13 protein-coding genes are annotated in these 17,238 nt (G+C 71.6%); 8 read left to right on the forward strand and 5 right to left on the reverse strand.

Annotated elements, in window-relative coordinates:
- Nucleotides 1–544 precede the first annotated feature (544 nt).
- Together A37W_RS0107370 and A37W_RS0107375 are read right to left on the reverse strand one after the other, a co-directional pair.
- Nucleotides 545–1,786 carry an MFS transporter gene (locus A37W_RS0107370; protein WP_018302386.1) on the reverse strand — a complete coding sequence of 414 codons (1,242 nt, stop codon included), beginning with the start codon at nt 1,784–1,786 and terminating at the stop codon, nt 545–547.
- Nucleotides 1,783–2,382 carry an ArsR/SmtB family transcription factor gene (locus tag A37W_RS0107375; RefSeq protein ID WP_018302387.1) on the reverse strand — a complete coding sequence of 200 codons (600 nt, stop codon included), beginning with the start codon at nt 2,380–2,382 and terminating at the stop codon, nt 1,783–1,785. Before A37W_RS0107375 ends, A37W_RS0107370 begins: the two co-directional genes overlap by 4 nt.
- A gap of 102 nt (nt 2,383–2,484) precedes the next feature.
- On the opposite strand from A37W_RS0107375, the gene A37W_RS0107380 reads away from it, so the two are divergent.
- Nucleotides 2,485–3,228, forward strand: a complete 744-nt coding sequence (locus tag A37W_RS0107380; protein ID WP_018302388.1) for an RlmE family RNA methyltransferase — start codon at nt 2,485–2,487, stop codon at nt 3,226–3,228.
- A 35-nt stretch (nt 3,229–3,263) separates the two neighbouring features.
- Nucleotides 3,264–5,717, forward strand: coding sequence for a beta-glucosidase (locus tag A37W_RS21175; RefSeq protein ID WP_018302389.1), 2,454 nt, complete (start codon nt 3,264–3,266; stop codon nt 5,715–5,717).
- Nucleotides 5,718–5,721: 4 nt separating this feature from the next.
- Here A37W_RS21175 and A37W_RS0107390 read toward each other — a convergent pair whose 3' ends face one another.
- Genes A37W_RS0107390 through A37W_RS0107400 form a run of 3 tightly spaced genes read right to left on the reverse strand, consistent with a single transcriptional unit; the run spans nt 5,722 to nt 10,207 of the window.
- On the reverse strand, nt 5,722–6,630 hold the full coding sequence (locus A37W_RS0107390; protein ID WP_018302390.1) for a DMT family transporter: 909 nt from the start codon (nt 6,628–6,630) through the stop codon (nt 5,722–5,724).
- Nucleotides 6,627–8,978, reverse strand: coding sequence for a PIG-L family deacetylase (locus tag A37W_RS0107395; RefSeq protein WP_018302391.1), 2,352 nt, complete (start codon nt 8,976–8,978; stop codon nt 6,627–6,629). The genes A37W_RS0107390 and A37W_RS0107395 overlap by 4 nt, the downstream gene beginning before the upstream one ends.
- A complete protein-coding gene (locus A37W_RS0107400) occupies nt 8,975–10,207 on the reverse strand; it encodes an ROK family transcriptional regulator (RefSeq protein WP_018302392.1) in 1,233 nt (410 codons plus the stop codon). The genes A37W_RS0107395 and A37W_RS0107400 overlap by 4 nt, the downstream gene beginning before the upstream one ends.
- Nucleotides 10,208–10,410: 203 nt before the next feature.
- Here A37W_RS0107400 and A37W_RS0107405 point away from each other — a divergent pair, with 203 nt between their 5' ends.
- The 6 genes from A37W_RS0107405 to A37W_RS21180 all read left to right on the forward strand — a co-directional run bounded on the left by A37W_RS0107405 (nt 10,411) and on the right by A37W_RS21180 (nt 17,123).
- Complete coding sequence (locus tag A37W_RS0107405; RefSeq protein ID WP_018302393.1) at nt 10,411–11,652, forward strand: sugar ABC transporter substrate-binding protein; 1,242 nt, start codon at nt 10,411–10,413, stop codon at nt 11,650–11,652.
- 78 nt (nt 11,653–11,730) lie between these two features.
- Nucleotides 11,731–12,669 carry a carbohydrate ABC transporter permease gene (locus A37W_RS0107410; protein WP_018302394.1) on the forward strand — a complete coding sequence of 313 codons (939 nt, stop codon included), beginning with the start codon at nt 11,731–11,733 and terminating at the stop codon, nt 12,667–12,669.
- Complete coding sequence (locus A37W_RS0107415) at nt 12,666–13,517, forward strand: carbohydrate ABC transporter permease (RefSeq protein ID WP_018302395.1); 852 nt, start codon at nt 12,666–12,668, stop codon at nt 13,515–13,517. Before A37W_RS0107410 ends, A37W_RS0107415 begins: the two co-directional genes overlap by 4 nt.
- Nucleotides 13,514–15,025 (forward strand): argininosuccinate lyase, encoded by a 1,512-nt coding sequence (gene argH / locus A37W_RS0107420; protein WP_018302396.1) that lies wholly within the window; start codon nt 13,514–13,516, stop codon nt 15,023–15,025. The genes A37W_RS0107415 and argH overlap by 4 nt, the downstream gene beginning before the upstream one ends.
- Complete coding sequence (locus A37W_RS0107425) at nt 15,025–16,074, forward strand: ABC transporter ATP-binding protein (RefSeq protein WP_018302397.1); 1,050 nt, start codon at nt 15,025–15,027, stop codon at nt 16,072–16,074. The genes argH and A37W_RS0107425 overlap by 1 nt, the downstream gene beginning before the upstream one ends.
- Nucleotides 16,074–17,123, forward strand: a complete 1,050-nt coding sequence (locus A37W_RS21180) for an ROK family protein (RefSeq protein ID WP_018302398.1) — start codon at nt 16,074–16,076, stop codon at nt 17,121–17,123. The genes A37W_RS0107425 and A37W_RS21180 overlap by 1 nt, the downstream gene beginning before the upstream one ends.
- The last annotated feature ends 115 nt before the right edge of the window (nt 17,124–17,238 follow it).

Genomic DNA, 17,238 nt, shown 5'->3' on the forward strand with positions numbered 1-17,238 from the left:
CGAAGGAGCGAAGGACCTTGGGCTCGGTGGCCAGACGGGCCGGTCCGGTCTGCGGATGATGCACGTCGATCCACCGCTTCGAGACGTCGACGCCGATGCACTCTTCTGTCATGATCTTCTCCTGTCCCTGTCGGTGCGGGGTCTGGTCACGCAGCCCCAAGCAACTGTTCAGGTTGACGATCCAAAGGCGGACGACTCCCGCGCCGGCTCGCGGGCTCCAAGCCCTGGGACCTCACGGGATGCCGTCCGCCACCAGCACATTGACATGATTTCGTTAGACAGGGGCCTCGCGCGGACGTCGCGCGACATCGGTCGAGGCCCCGGCTCAGGGCCGGGGCGGGCATCCTGTGGCGGCGGCGTCGCGCGTCTCGCACGCTGCCCGGGCCGCTGGCGCGACTGTTCCGGGCGGGGGCTGCGCGAGAGCCTGATCGCTTGATGTCACCCGCCCCGGCCCTGAGCCGGGGCCTCTCGCAGATGAAGCGCGACACTGGTCGAGGCCCCGGCTCAAGGCCGGGCGGGCGACGCCGGAGACGCCGCCCGCCTCTCACGCCGCCCGCTCCAGCTTCTCCACCTCCGCCTCCGCCGCCCGCGCATCCATCCGCCGGAACCCCGGCACCAGGAATGGCACCATCGTCGCCGCGAAGTACGCCGCGCCCAGGGCCAGGAACGCCGCCGTCAGGCCCGCGCCCTGAACCAGCGCACCCGCCGCCAGGCCGCCCAGCGGCATCAGCGACCACGCGATCGCGGTGAAGAGAGAGCTGACCCGGCCGACCAGCCGCCGCGGCACCCTCTCGAAGATGATCGCGCTGACGATCGGATTGATGAAGCCCGCAGCGAAGCCCCCGATCGCGAGGCCGACGAACAGCGTCCAGATCGGCAGCGGCACGACGAATAGCGCGAAGCGGGGCAGGCCGATCAGGAAGAAGCCGATGGCGTAGGTGCGCAGGCGCGGCACCCTCTCCGCCCAGCCGGCGGCGACCAGCGACCCGCACAGGGCGCCGACCCCGAAACAGACCTGCGACGCACCCAGGTAGGCCACGCCACCCGCGCCCTGCGCCCAGAGCGGCTGCAGCACGACGGCCATCCCCTGGTCGAGGAGGTTGGTCACCGCGACCATCATCGTGATCGCCAGCAACGTGCCGTCGGCGCGCAGGAACCGCCAGCCGCCGCGCAGCTGCGCGAGGTAGCCCTCGCCGCTGTCGTCCGGCTCGGGGCGGCCGAGACCGGGCAGGCCGACCGCGACGACGAGCGCCGCAAGGCCGACGAGCCCCGCGTTCACCGCCAAGGCGTTGGCCGGCCCGATCAAGGCGACGAGACCTGCGGCGAGGCCGGCGCCGACGAGGCCGGACAGGCGCTCGATCCCCGAGATCAAGCCCGTCACGCGGGTCAGCGGGACGTCCGCGGCCTCGGCGACGGAGGGCACCATCGCGTATTTCGCGGCATCCGCAGGCCCGCGGAGCGTTCCGACCAGCGCCATCAGCGGCACCAGCAGGAGCGGCGTCAGCACGCCGAGGCCGTAGAGCAGCGGCACGGCCGCGAGCGCGGCGACCGAGGCGAGGTCGGTCCAGACGGACACCCGCCGCGCGCTGAGACGGTCGATCAGCGGCCCGCCCGCGGCCTTGGCGACCACGTAGGGCGCGATCTCGGCGAAGGCGACCACGCCGGCCCAGATCGGATCGCCGAGTTCCGTGAGCACCAGCCACGGCACGGCGATCATCGACAGCCGGGTGCCGAGGAGCGCGGTCCCCTGCGCGAGGAGGAGGGCGGACAGGGCAGGGCGTTTCATTCCGTCTCTCCGAAGCCGGGATGCGGGAAGGCGTGGATCTGCACGCTGAAGCGGCGGCTCCCCTGGGGCGCGGGGCCGTCGAGCGGCGGGTTGGCCGCCTTCAGCGCGCGCAACTCGTCCACCAGCCGCTCGGTCAGCGCCCGCGCCTCGTCGGCGGTCAGCCAGAAGGTCGCGTCGCTGGCGGTGCTCGCCCGGCGCCACTCGACCGGGAGCCCGGCATGGCGGGACTGCGCGGCGAGGATCAGGCGGACCTGCCCGCCGACGATGGCCGAGAGATAGGCGCCGATCGTCTCGGCCTCGGAGCTGCCGGCAGGGGCGTCGTCCTCGGTGTTGGTCGATTCGTGCGCCGCCCGCCACCAGCGGTCGCGCCCGGTGCCGAGGTCGGGCGCATCCTCGATGAAGCCGTGCTGGGCGAGCTGCCGCAGGTGGTACGAGGTGGCGCCGGAGGTGAGCCCCAGCCGCGTTGCCAGTCCGCTCGCCGTCTGCGGGCCTTCAAGCCGGAGGATCGCGAGCATGCGGAGCCGGTCGGCATGGGTGAGGGCCTTCAGGGCCTCGGGGCCGGGGCGGATCTGCTTGATGGGGCGCGTGTCGGTCATGCCCCCGATATAGACCGCAAAGAAATGTTTGCAAAGATTCGTTTGCGATTGAGCCGGACGCCGCCGCTGGACAAGCCGCGGCCGCTCGCCTAGCTGCGGCACATGGCGAAGGGTCCGAAAAAGAACACGTCCGGCCGCGGCCAGCGCGACCTGACGGTGCGGGTGAAGACGGCGAAGGGCCGCAAGCTCAGCTCGACCCTGTGGCTCGAGCGGCAGCTGAACGACCCCTATGTCCGCCGCGCCAAGGCCGACGGCTACCGCGGCCGCGCCGCCTACAAGATCCTCGAACTCGACGACCGCGCCCGCTTCCTCGTCCCCGGCGCCCGGGTCATCGACCTCGGCTGCGCGCCGGGCGGCTGGTGCCAGGTGGCCGTCGCGCGCACCAACGCGCTGGGAGAGAAGCCGGGCAAGAAGATCGGCCGCATCATCGGCGTCGACCTGCAGGAGATCGACCCGATCCCGGGGGCCGAGATCCACCAGCTCGACTTCCTGGCCGACGACGCGGACGAGAAGATCAAGGGCTGGCTGGGCGGGCAGGCGGACGTGGTGATGTCGGACATGGCCGCCTCGTCGTCGGGCCACAAGCAGACCGACCACATCCGCATCATCGCACTGTGCGAGGCCGCGGCCGAACTGGCCTTCGACGTGCTCGCGCCAGGCGGCACCTTCGTCGCCAAGGTCCTCGCGGGCGGGGCCGAGGGCGAGTTGCAGAAGCGCCTCAAGCAGGCCTTCACCAAGGTCGAGAACGTGAAGCCGCCGGCGAGCCGCGCGGATTCCTCCGAGAAATTCGTCCTCGCCACCGGCTTCCGCGGCCGGCCGGACGGGGAGGCGCCGGCCGGGGACTGACCTCCCGCGCCGGCGGTCAGCAAAGGACCGACCAGATGACCGACACCGATCTCGATTCCCTCCTCGACCGGATGACGCTGGAGGAGCAGGTCTCTCTCCTGTCGGGCGAGGATATCTGGTCGCTCCCCGCGATCCCGCGGCTGAACATCGGCAAGCTGCGGGTCACCGACGGCCCGAACGGCGCCCGCGGCTCCGGCTCGCTCGTCGGCGGCGTGACGGCGGCGGCGTTTCCGGTCGGCATCGCCATCGGTGCGACATGGGACCCCGAGCTCGCCCGCGAAATCGGCGCGGCCATCGCCGAAGAGGTGAAGTCCAAGGGCGCCCACGTCTCGCTGGCCCCGACGGTGAACATCCACCGCAGCGTCACCAACGGCCGCAACTTCGAGTGCTATTCCGAAGACCCCGAACTCGCCGCGCAACTCACCGCCGGCTACGTCACCGGCCTGCAGTCGGGCGGCGTCGCCGCGACGGTCAAGCATTTCGCCGGCAACGAGAGCGAGATCGAGCGGACCACCATCAACTCCGAGATCCCCGAGCGGGCGCTGCGCGAGATCTACCTGCGCCCGTTCGAGGCGGCGGTGAAGGAGGCGGGGACCTGGGCCGTCATGTCCTCGTACAACAAGCTGAACGGCACCTACACGGCCGAGAATTACTGGCTGCTGACCGAGGTGCTGCGCGACGACTGGGGCTTCGACGGCGTGGTGATGTCCGACTGGTTCGGCTCGCGCACGACGGCGCCGACGGTGAATGCCGGCCTCGATCTGGAGATGCCGGGGCCGACCCGCGACCGCGGGCCGCAGCTCATCGCCGCCGTCGAGGCGGGCGAGGTGTCGCGCGAGACGATCCGCGAGCGGGCACGCAATATCCTGCGCCTGATGGCACGCACCGGCGCCCTGCACGACGACAGGCCCTTCGAGGAGCGGGCGAACGACCGCCCCGATGACCGCGCGCTGATCCGCCGCGCCGGGGCGGAGGGGACCGTCCTGCTGAAGAACGAGGGCGTCCTGCCGCTGGCGGAGGCGCCCGGAACGGTCGCCGTCATCGGACCCAACGCCAAGGTGGCGCAGATCATGGGCGGCGGGTCGGCCCAGCTGAACCCGCACTACCGCGTCTCGCCGTGGGACGGGCTCGTCGAGCGGCTCGGAGCGGACGTGCTGACCTACGCCAAGGGCTGCGACAACCACCGGTGGGAGCCGCTGATCGAGGGCGGCCTGACCATCGACTACTTCGATTCGACCGACTGGACCGGCCCCGCCGTCCATTCCGAAACTATGGAGCAGTCCGTCGCCTTCCTCGCCCCGCCCTACGGCGGCGGCAAGGTCGATCCCCGCGCCTTCACCGCGCGCGTCACCGGCAGCTTCACCGCCGAGGCGGACGGCCCGCACCGCTTCGGCCTCCACGCCGCCGGCTACGGCCGGCTCTACGTTGACGGCGCGCTCGTCGTCGATGCCGAGGAGGGGGCCTGGGCGAAGGGCCGGACCTTCTTCGAGGAGGGCAACGACGAGGTGACGGGGACGGTCGACCTGGCCGCCGGACAGACGGTGCAGGTCACGGTCGAGGTGCGGCCGAAGACGCCCGACAATCTCGATGTGACCGCCTTCCGCTTCGGCGTGTCCCGCCCCCTCGGCGACGCCGACATCGCCGAGGCGGTGCGGATTGCGGGCGAAGCGGAGACGGCAATCCTCTTCGTCGGCCGCTCGGGCGAGTGGGACACCGAAGGCTCCGACCTCGACGGGATCGAGCTGCCGGGCCGGCAGGCCGAGCTGGTCGAGGCGGTGCTCGCCGCCAATCCGAACGCGGTGATCGTCCTGCAGACCGGCGGCCCGGTCGAGATGCCCTGGATCGGCCGAGCCAGGGCGGTGCTGCAGGCCTGGTATCCGGGGCAGGAGGCGGGCAACGCCATCGTCGACGTGCTGTTCGGCGACGCCGAGCCGGGCGGCCGGCTGCCGCAGACCTTTCCCGTGCGCGTGCAGGACAACCCGACATGGAGCCAGGATCCCGAGGTCTATCCCGGCCTCGACGGGAAGGTCCGCTACGAGGAGGGCGTCTTCATCGGCCAGCGGCACTACGACCGCCACGGGATCACGCCGCTGTTCCCGTTCGGGCATGGCCTGTCCTACACCTCGTTCGCCCTGTCGGACCTGTCGGCCGAGGCGAGCGACGAGGGCAGCGCGACGGCGCGGCTCACGGTGACCAACACCGGCGACCGGGCCGGCTCGACCGTGGTGCAGCTCTACGTCGGCGATCCCGACGCCTCGGTGCCGCGCCCGGTGCGCGAGCTGAAGGGATTCGCCAAGGTGCGCCTCGACGCGGGCGCATCGGCCGCGGTCGAGATCGCCCTGCCGCCCCGCGCCTTCGCCTTCTACGACGTGACGACGGGCGCATGGATGGTGGAGGAGGGGCGGTTCACCCTCGAGGCCGGGCTCTCCGCCACGGATCTGCCGCTCAGGACCGAGCTGGAGCTGGGCGGGCGGACCCTGCCGCGCTGACGCCTCAGCGGTGCCGGTGGCCCCACGGTCGGGCCCCGGCGGCCGCGGCGCCGATCAGCCCGCCCGCGAGGATGAGGCCGGCGCCGGCGACGAAGGTCGGCCCGGGCCGCTCGGCGAAGACGAGCCAGCCGGCGAGCGTCGCGAACAGGATCGAGACGTGGGAGACCGGCGACAGGACCGACGCCCGCGCCGCCCGGTAGGCGCGCAGGAAGCAGAGCTGGGCCCCTTGCGCGAAGGCTCCGATGACGAGGATCGTCAGCCACTCCGCCCCGGTCGGCGGGGTCCAGACGACGGCCGCCGGGATCGCGGTGATGCCGCACAGCCCGACGGTGTAGAACAGCATCATCACCATCGTGCTCTCGCCGCGGAGCGCCCGGGTCTGCACCGCCGCCATCGCGCCGAAGCCAACCCCGGCGAGGGCGACCAGCACGCCGGCCACCGGGATCGGCCCGAACGCCCCCTGTCCCGGCGCCACGATCACAACGACCCCCGCCAGCGTCACCGCGAGGCCGCCCCATTGCGACCGCGCTACCCGCTCGCGCAGCAGGAGGACGGCGAGGCCCATCGTCACCAGCGGGCGGGTGAAGCCGACGGCGTTGACGACGGCCAGCGGCAGCATCGTGAGCGCGGTGAAGGTCAGCGTCAGCGCCGCGGCGTTGCAGGCGACACGGCCGGCATTGCGCCAGGGGTCGCCCATGCGCCGCAGCTCGTCCCGGTGGCCCCAGACGAGGGGCGCGATCAGGATGAGGCCCACCGCGGCGCGCAGGAAGACGAGCTGGAAGGCCGGGATCTCGGTGCCCGTCGCCTTGACGAGGACGTTCACCACGGTGACCAGCGTCATGTCGGTCAGCAGCCAGGCGATGCCGACGGCAGGGGCGTCGTCGGCCTCCGCGCTGACCGCTGCCGGCCTCACGCCTCGGGCGCGACGAGGTTCGCCAACAGGCGGAACGCGCCCGGCACCATCCGGTCGAGCTGGTGGTGCAGGTTCAGCGCGACGTGGCTGTGCCGCCCGCGGCCGAACCTGCCGGTGACGAGTGCGCCCTTGAGTGGCCCCTCGCCGGCGTCGGACATCGAGAGGAGCGGGACGTAAGGCTCGTCCCAGTCGGAGGCGAAGTAGAGGCCGCGCTCCTTGTCCCAGCCCTCCCAGTCGGCGGGGCCGATCCGGTTCGGGGCGTTCAGGACGGGGTGGTCCGGTTCCAGCAGGGTCACCGCCGCGTTTTCGTCCGTCACGCGCCAGCGGAGCGACGGCGTGCCGATGGTCAGCGGCGCGGGCGGGACGGTCTGCGGATCCCAGCCCTGGTCGGGCCGCTGGTACAGCGTCACCAGCGTGCCGCCGTTCCGGACGAACTCGTGGATCCTGCCGATCGCGCTGCGCACGTCCGGCCGGCTCGCCAGCGCGACCACGCCGACCACGATGGCGGTAAAGCCGGACAGGTCTGTGTCGGGCGCGAGCCCGTCGATGTCGGTGACGTCGAGGCCCATCCGGCGCATCCACAGGTCCGTCCGGTCGCTGCCGCCGCCGATCCAGCCGATCCGGGCGCCCTCGGGCAGCGCGAGGTCGAGGTGCAGGACGCGGATCGCCGCCTCCTCGCGGCTGCGAATCGCGCCGGTATGGGAGTGGACGGTGACGGTCTCGCGGGTGGCGGGGCGGCCGTCGAGGGTGGGCACGATGCGGGTCAGGCCCGGCTCGGCCCCCACCGGGGGCGTTATCACCGCGCGGCCGTCCGCATCCTCCATCGACCAGCCGAAGGGGAGGTCGGCGCCGAGGGGGGCGGCGCCGTCGTGGGTGAAGACGAGGGGCGCGGACGGCCCGCCGATCCCGCGCACGAAGGCGTCGGGCGAGGGGGCGAGGAGGGCGGCCGGGCCGACGACGAAGGGCCTTTCAGGGTTCACGTCGGCGCGGGTGGCGCGGCCGTGCAGAGTCGCCGTGAGGACGGCGCCGACGGGGCTGTTTCCGCCGAGGGGCGACCAGCCGTCGGTGAAGGCAGGGCTCGGCTCGGCCGACTCTGCGGCCGACAGCCGGATCGACTCGCCGCCGGTCGCGGTCACGCCCTCGGGCAGGCGGAGGTCGATGTGCACGTCCGACACCTCCGAGGCGAGCGGCTCGGCCACGTGCGCTTGCACTTCGGCCGTGCCTCCCGCCCGCAGATCGTCGCCGGGGACCAACAGGCGCGGCGACAGGCCGGCGGCCTCCATTGCCGCCACGGCGACCTGCCGGCGCTTCAGCGCGACGCGGTGGCGGTTGGTTTCGCCCGTCGCCGGTTCCGCCCGCTCCAGCGCGGCTGCCGCGGTGGCGAGGGCGGCGAGGATGGCGTCGCGGTCGGGGAAGGCGGCGCGCGCGGCGCTGCAGGCCGCCTCCGCCTCGGCCAGCGCGCCGGCCGCCTCGGGCTCCAGAGCCGCGAGATCGCCGAGGGTCTGCGGTAGGTCGTCCGCCACCCGCGCCTCTGCGACGCCGCCGACGCGGTGCAGCGGCCATTCCGTCGCGGGCGTGTCGTGCCAGCGGCCCATGCCCTGGCTGGCGTGGCGCCGGCGGGACCATTCGCCGATCCGCGCCCAGTCGGCGCCGGTGGCCGGATCGCGGCCGGCGGCCCTCTCGGTCACGGTCGCGTCGGGCGGCGGCACCTCGTCGTCGTAGGTGCCGCCGCCGCCGCTCCAGGCCGGCAGGTAGTGCCGCGCCACCGTCCACGGCGCGAGGCCGTCGTCGTGCGCCGGGTCGGCGGCCAGGCGGATCGCCGTCTCCGCCGCCCGCGTCATCGCGCGGTGGTGGCCATGCTGGCCGGGCACGTCGAGGAAGGTCGGCAGGACGATATCGGGCCGATACTGCCGGATCGCCCGCACCAGCCGTGCCACGACCAGATCCTCGCCCCAGCGGGCGAACGTGTCGTCGCCGTCCTTGGAGAAGCCGAAATCGTGCACCGGATCGTCCGGGCCGAAGCCCAGCCACGCCACGTCGCAGTCGAGGACGCGCGCCGCCTCCTCCATCTCGCGGGTGCGCAGCAGGCCGAGGGCGGCGCCCCGCTCCGCCCCGATCACGTTCTGCCCGCCCTCGCCGCGGGTGGAGCAGGCGACGACCGTCCGCATCCCCCGCCCGAAGCGCAGCCAGGCCAGCAGGCCGCTATGCTCGTCGTCGGGATGGGCGCCGGTGTTCATCATCGTCAGGACCGAGCCGAGACGGGACAGCGCGCGGTGCAGGCGGACCAGCGCGGGATCGCCCTCGTCGCGGGCCAGCCGCTCCTGCGGGGTGGGGGAGGTGTCGGTCATCCGGGCTGCTCCATCCGTTCGGTGTCGAGGGGGGCGACCTCGCTCAGCTCCAGCCGGGGCGTCACCGCCTCGTGCATCGGCAGCGCGGCGGCGCCGATGGCGGCGGCGAAGGTGCCGCTCTGGCCGCGGATGACGCGGGGCAGGGCGCGGTCGCTGCGGCGCGCGACGCTGGTGCCGAGCCGCATCCGCGCGATGATCGCGTCGAGCCAGTCGGGCGCGAGGCCGCCGGCGAGGATGATGGTCTGCGGGTCGAGGACGTTCTCGAGGATCGACACGACGGGTGCGAGGTGCGCCGCCGCCTCGTCCAGCCAGGCATCGAGCACGGGATCGGTCTCGGGATGAGCGGTGTCGAGCTCCGCAAGGTCGCCCGAGCGCCCCGAGGCCAGCAGCCGCTCGCGCAGGGCGTGGGTCGAGGCGTAGCGCTCGAGGCAGCCCTGCTGCCCGCAGGGACAGGGCCGCCCGCCGGGCGCGGCGACGATGTGGCCGATCTCGCCCGCGTTGCCGAAGGCGCCGCGCATCAGCGTCCCCGACGAGACCGTGCCGAGGCCGATGCCGGTGCCGAAGTAGATCACGCCGAACTGCGACAGGTGCCGCCCGGCGCCCAGCAGGGTCTCGCCGATGGCCACGGCGTTCGCGTCGTTCTCCACCGCGACGGGGATCCCGAGGAGAGAGGTCAGTGCCGCCGCGGCGTCGATTCCGGCCCAGCCGGGCAGGGTGGTCGGGCCGACGCCGGAGAATCCCTCGATCTCGAACGGGCCCGGCATGACGACGCCGATCCCCATCAGCCGTCCCGGCTGGCCCGCGCGCAGCTCGGCGACCAGCGCCTCGATCCGGGGCAGGGCGCCCGCGGGGGACATGTCGGCGACCTCGAACGAGGTCCGCACCCGGATCCGGTCGGCGAGGTCGACGACGACGGCGGTCATCCGCGTCACCGCCAGCTCGATCCCGATGGTGAAGGCGCCGTCGGGGTTGATCTCGTAGTCCAGCGGCGGCTGACCCCGGCCCGAGGCGGTGCGGCGGCCGGCGGGGAGGATCAGGTTCTCGGCGATCAGATCGTCGATGATGTTCGTCACGGACTGCGGGGTGAGCTGGCACAGCCGGGCCAGCTCGCGCCGGCCGGTCCGGCCCTGCTGGCGCATCAGATCCAGCACCACGCGCCGGTTGTGCTCGCGGTTGCGGCCCGGGTTCTTGCCCCGGGCGGTGGGGCGGGCGGCGTCCTTGGGCGGCACGTGTCTCGGTCCTCGGCTGCGGCCCGGCAGGGCGGACCCGCCCCGAGGGTGGGGCGGGCAAAAGAATAAAACAAGATATTTATCATATTGACACGAATCGTCCCGGTCACTCACGCTTGCGAGAGGCCCGCCCTGCGACCGGCGTGCCTCCACGCTTCCCAGGCGCCCGTCAGAGGCGCCGTCATTCCCCGACGGAGGACCCCATGACCAGACTGCACCTGTTGGCCGGCGCCTCGGCCTTCGCCTGCCTCGCCGGATCGGCGCAGGCCGTCGAGATCGAATACTGGCAGTACATCTACGACACCCGCGTCGAGGCGATGGACCAGCTCATCGCCGCCTTCGAGGAGGCGAACCCGGACATCACCGTCAACCAGGTCACGTTCCCCTACGCCGACTACCAGACGCGCATCGTCGCGGCGAACATGGCCGGGCAGGGGCCCGACGTGATGCAGCTGTTCTACGGCTGGGCCGACAAGTTCATCGAGGGCGGGCTGATCCAGCCGCTGCCCGAGGACGTCTTCCCGCCCGAGCAGATCGAGGAAGAGTTCTTCCCGATCGTCTCGGCGATGGAGCGTGACGGCCAGTATTACGGCCTGCCGACCGCGGTGCGCTCGCTGGCGCTGTTCTGGAACAAGGACCTCTTCGCCGAGGCCGGCATCGAAGGGCCGCCCGAGACGCTGGACGAGCTGATCGAGATCGGCCAGCAACTGACCCAGAAGAACGACGCCGGCAACTTCGAGGTCGTCGGCATGACGCTCGACATGGCCGGGCAGGACCACCAGTGGTGGCGCGAGGTGCTGGTGCGGCAGATGGGCGGCCAGCCCTACTCCGACGACTATTCCGAAGTCACCTACGACGACGAGGCCGGCACGGAGGCGCTGCAGTTCTACACCGACCTCGCGAACGTGCACGAGATCGGCACCCCCGGCTTCATGGACGAGGGCCAGGCCGCGTTCCGCGCGGGTCGCGCCGCGATGACCATCGACGGCACGTTCCGCCTGGGCTCGTTCTCCGAAATCGAGGATTTCGAGTGGGGCGTGGCCGAGCTGCCGGCGAACGCCGAAGGCCTGCAGTCCAACTACGCCAGCTACTTCGCCAACGCGATCGGCGCGGGCGCCGAAGGCGAGGAGTACGACGCCGCCGTCAAGTTCCTGGAATACATCTCCTCGGAAGAGGCGATGGCGGTCTGGCTGGACGTGGTGGGCGAGCTGCCGGCGCGCCGCGAGGCCGCGATGACGGACGAGAACATGGCCGATCCGATCTACGGGCCCTTCCTCGCCGCGCTGCCCTATGCCCACACGACCCTGTTCGTGGACGAGGCCGCGCAGCGGCAGGTCGCCATCGACATGGCGAACCGCGTCCTGCTCGAGGACCAGTCTCCCGCCGACTCCATCGCCGCCGCGGCGGAGGAGGAGCAGGAGATCATCGACGACGCCCGCGACTGATCCCGGACGTCCAGGACGGCGCCGCCCCGCACCTCCCCGGGGCGGCGCCGCGATGACCGAGAGCGCCGGAGAGGGGCGATGACACATCCGACCGACCACGACACGGTGCCGACGCGCCCACTGATCTCGCAGCCGCGGATGTCGATGCGGATGCGCAGCAACCTGTGGGTCTGGTGCTTCCTCGCGATCCCGCTCGTCTTCTACGTCGTCATCCGGTTCTACCCGACCTTCAACGCCTTCTGGCTGTCCCTGACCGACTGGGACCTGATGTCGGACGCCGAGTTCATCGGCTTCGAGAACTACCGCGACATGTTCGCGGACGACGACTTCTGGAAGACGTTCTGGAACACGTTCGAGTACCTGATCTACGGCACGCCCACGTCCCTGGTGATCGCGTTCGTCATCGCCTACTACCTCGACAAGGTCCGCTTCGCGCACAACTTCCTGCGCGCGCTCTACTTCATGCCCTATATCACGACCGCCGCCGCGATGGCCTGGGTCTGGCGCTGGTTCTACCAGCCGGCGCCCACCGGCCTCATCAACGGCGTCCTCGGCGAAGTCGGGATCGGGCAGATCGAGTTCCTCAAGTCGACCACCTGGGCGCTGCCGTCGATCATGGTCACCGCGATCTGGGCCGGCCTCGGCTTCCAGATCATCATCTTCATGGCCGGCCTGCGCGCCATTCCCGACACATACTACGAGGCGGCGCGGATGGACGGCCTCGGCGAATGGGCGATCCTGCGCAAGATCACGCTGCCGCTGCTGAAGCCGACGATGGTCTTCCTCGTCGTCTTCATCTCCATCGCGTTCCTGCGGATCTTCGACCAGGTCTACAACATGACGACGAACGATCCCGGCGGGCCGCTGGGCTCGACCAAGCCGCTGGTGCTGATGATCTACCAGACGGCGTTCTCGTCCTACGACATGGGGCAGGCGGCGGCACAGACGGTGGTGCTCTTCACCATCCTCCTCGTCGTGTCGCTGCTGCAGCTCTGGGTGCTGAGGGAGCGGACATGACCGCCACGGCCGACCTCCGCGAGCGCCGGATGCGCGACATCCGACCGGGCCGGATCATCCGCTGGACGATCCTGTTCATCGGCGGCGTGCTGATGGTGACGCCGCTCCTTTACATGTTCTCGACCTCGCTGAAGACGCCGGGCCAGATCTACGACCTGCGCCTGATCCCGGCGGCGCCGACGCTGGCGAACTACGTCGAGGTGCTGTCCGAGGGCGAGTTCCCCCGCTGGTTCCTCAACTCGTCCATCGTCGCCATCGTGGTGACGGTGTCGAACCTCTTCTTCGACAGCCTCGTCGGCTACACGCTGGCCAAGTTCCGCTTCCGCGGGCGGCGGCTGATCTTCATCGCGATCCTGTCGACGCTGATGATCCCGACCGAGATGCTGGTGATCCCGTGGTACCTGATGTCGGCCCAGTTCGGCTGGCTCGACAGCTACTGGGGCATCATGTTCCCCGGCATGACGACCGCCTTCGGCACGTTCCTGATGAAGCAGTTCTTCGAGACGGTGCCCGACGACTTCCTCGAGGCGGCGCGGATCGACGGCATGAACGAGTTCACCATCTGGTGGAAGATCGCGATGCCGCTGGTGACGCCGGCGCTGTCCGCCCTCGCCATCTTCACCTTCCTCGGCAACTGGACGGCGTTCTTCTGGCCGCTGATCGTCACCACCTCGAAGGAGCTCTACACCCTGCCCATCGGCCTCACGAGCTTCGCCGTCGAGCAGGCGATCCGGTGGGAGATGATCATGACCGGCGCGGCGCTGGCGACGATCCCGACGCTGCTCGTGTTCCTGGCCCTGCAGCGCTACATCGTGCGCGGCGTCATGCTGGCGGGGCTGAAGGGATGAGCGTTACCGACCCCCGCGCGACGGACGACACGCGCTTTCCTGATCCGGTCTACCGCGACACCGTGCTCGCGCCGCTCTTCGACGGGGCGCGCACGCATCACGTGGACGGATTCCGCCGCATCGACCGGGCGCATCTGGTGATGCTGGCCGAGACCGGCATCGTTGAACGCGAGACGGCCGCCGCCATCGCCGGCGCGCTCGAGGCGATCGACCGCGAGGTTGACCCCTCGCAGCTCACCTATACCGGCGAGGTCGAGGACTGGTTCTTCCTCGTCGAGGCCGAGCTGAAGAAGCGCGTCGGCCCCGACACCGGCGGCTGGCTGCATACCGGACGCTCGCGCAACGACATCGACCACACCCTCTTCAAGATGTCGCTGAAGGCGCATCTGGACCGGCTGATGGAACAGGCTCGCGCCGTGCTGGCGGCCCTGATCGGCACTGCCCGGCGCGAGAGCGGCACCATCATCGTCGCCTACACCCACGGCCAGCCCGCCCAGCCGACGACGCTCGGCCATTACCTCGGCGCGGCCATCGAGGTGCTGATCCGCGACATCGAGCGGCTGGAGGCGGCGCGCGCGACCTGCGACCTCTGCTCCATGGGCGCGGCGGCGATCACGACCACCGGCTTTCCCATCGACCGGGCGCGGGTGGCGCAGCTGCTCGGCTTCGCGGCGCCGCAGCGGAACTCCTATTCCTGCATCGCCGCCGTCGATTACACGACCGGCGCCTACTCCGCCGTCGAGCTGCTGTTCCTGCATCTCGGTCGGCTGATCCAGGACTTCCAGGTCTGGTCTTCGTTCGAGGTGGGGCAGCTCTACGTGCCGAACGCCTTCGTCCAGATTTCCTCGATCATGCCGCAGAAGCGCAATCCCGTGCCGATCGAGCACATGCGCCACCTCGCCAGCCAGACGATGGGCCGTGCGCGCACGATGAAGGACATCATGCACAACACGCCCTTCACCGACATGAACGACAGCGAGGGCGAGAGCCAGTCGGCCGGCTACGAGGCCTTTGCCAGCGGCGGACGGGTGCTGGACCTGCTCGCCGCCTTCGTCGCCGCGATGCGGATCGACCCCGCCAAGGTGGACCGCAACATCCGCCGCTCCTGCATCACGATCACCGAGCTGGCCGACACTGTCGTGCGGCGCGAGGGACTGTCCTTCCGGCAGGCGCACGAGATCGCCGCCGCGACGGCCCGCGCCGTGGTGGCGGAGGAGTCGGACCTGCCGTCGGGATACGCCGCCTTCGCTGCCGCCTTCGAACATGCGACGGGCCGCGCCCCCGGCATGGACGAGTCCGCGTTCCGCGAGGCGGCCTCGTCGGAGCATTTCATCGCCGTGCGCGACCGCTTCGGCGGCCCGGCCCCCGAACCGATGGAAGAGGCGCTGCACGCCTACGACGCGGCGCTCGACGGTTTCACCCAGCGGGCCGAGGCCGCCGCCGCGCGCGAGGCGGACTCGGCGGCCGAGCTCGACACCACGTTCCGCGCCCTGACGGAGGCCCGCTGATGGCGACCATCACGCTCGACAAGCTGACCAAGCGCTTCGGCAGGACCGAGGTGATCCACGGCATCGACCTCGCCATCGCCGACGGCGAGTTCGTCGTCTTCGTGGGCCCCTCGGGCTGCGGCAAGTCCACGACGCTGCGCATGATCGCGGGGCTGGAGGAGGTGTCGGGCGGTCAGATCCGGATCGGCGACCGCGTGGTGAACGAGCTCGACCCAAAGAGCCGGAACATCGCGATGGTGTTCCAGAACTACGCGATCTACCCGCACATGACCGTCCGCCAGAACATCGGCATCGGCCTCTACACCTCGAAGCTGGACAAGGACGAGAAGGCCCGCCGCGTCGAGGAGGCGGCGAAGCTTCTGGGGCTGGAGCCGTTTCTCGAACGCCGCCCCGCAGCGCTCTCCGGCGGGCAGCGCCAGCGCGTCGCCATGGGCCGTGCGATGGTGCGCGACCCCGTCGCGTTCCTCTTCGACGAGCCGCTGTCGAACCTCGACGCGCAGCTGCGCGCGCAGATGCGGATCGAGATCAAGGCCCTGCACCAGCGCCTGGGCTCCACCATCGCCTACGTCACCCACGACCAGGTCGAGGCGATGACGATGGCAGACCGGATCGTCGTCATGCGCGACGGCCACATCCTGCAGCAGGGCCGGCCCATGGACATCTACTCCAACCCGGTCGACGTCTTCACCGCGCGTTTCATCGGCACGCCGTCGATGAACATCCTGGCGGGCGGGATCGAAGGGGATGCCCCCGTCGCCCGGAAGGGCGGTCCCATCCTGCTGGGGGTGCGGCCGCAGGACCTTCTGATCGGATCGGCGGCGGGACAGGTGGCCGATACGAGCGGGCTGACCCTGTGGGGGCCGGTCACGGCGGTCGAGCCGACGGGGCCCGAGACGCTGGTCCATTTCGACGTGGACGGCGAGACCGTCATCGGCACCGCCCCGGGCGACGAGATCCCCGAGGTCGGGGCGCGGATCGAGGCGCGGGCCCCGGCCGGCGCGATCCACCGGTTCGACGCGTCCACGAAGAAAGCGCTGGAGCCGTCCTGATGGACGGCCGCCCCCTCCGCCGCCCGCTCCCCGATCCGGCCCGCGCCGCCCTCGCCGCCCTCCTCGGCGAGCGGACGGTGTCGCACCCGGACGCGGCGCTGCGCGAGGCCGGGTGGACCGGTGCCGACGGACGGCTGCGGGCGGATCACGGCCTGCTGCTCGTCGGCGACATCGGCGGCACCAAGATGCTGAGCGCGCTCTGCGACCTCGGCGGCACCGTCCTGCAGACGATGCGCGAGCCGACGACCCGGGAGGGCGCCCCGGCCCTCGTCGCGCAGGTGGTGGCCCAGCGCGACGCGCTCCTCGCGCGCACCGGCCGGCAAGCCGAGGCCATCGTCGCCGCCGGCCTCGGCCTGCCGGCCTCGATCGAGCCGGGGACCGGCCGGATCCACCGTGGCCCCAACATCCCGGGGCTGGAGGAGGGCGACATTGGCGCCGATCTCGGCCGCGCCCTCGGCGTGCCCCTCGCGCTCGAGAACGACGCAAACATGGCTGCCCTCGGCGAGGCGTGGGCGGGCGAGGGCAGGGGCCGGGACGTGGTCGTGCACATCGCCATCGGCACCGGCATCGGCATGGGGATCGTAGTGGACGGCCGGCTGCTGCGCGGCGCGACGGGCGCGGCGGGCGAGATCGCCTTCCTGCCGCTCGGCGCCGATCCGGAGGATCCGGCGACCCACGTGTCCGGTCCGCTGGAACACTGCATCTCCAGCGAGGCGCTGATGCGCCTCTACCGCGCCTCGGGCGGGCAGGGCGCGTCGCTGCGGGACGCCTTCGCCGCTCCGGAGGCGGCCCTGGACGCCGTCCTCGACCGCCTCGGCACCCTCGTCGCCCGCGGCATCCAGTCCGTCGCCGCCATCCTCGATCCCGGCGCCATCATCCTCGGCGGCAGCCTCGGCGCCCGGCCGGAAGTCCTCGCCGCGGTCGAGGCCGCGCTCGCCCGCGGCATGGCCCGCCCGCCCCGCTGCGCGATCAGTCCTCTCGGCGACCGCGCCGCCCTCGTCGGCGCCGCCCGCGCCGCCCGCCGCGCGCTGGCGTCGGCGCTGGAGTGACGGGCGGGACCGCGATCGTCGAACCCGGGCGCCATCCCGCGGCGAAACTCCGGCGCGGACCCGACCCGGATCAATCGGACGGAGACGTGGCCGCAGCCGGCCGCGATGCACCGGG

The sequence above is a fragment of the Wenxinia marina DSM 24838 genome (assembly GCF_000379485.1).
Lineage (GTDB): Bacteria > Pseudomonadota > Alphaproteobacteria > Rhodobacterales > Rhodobacteraceae > Wenxinia > Wenxinia marina.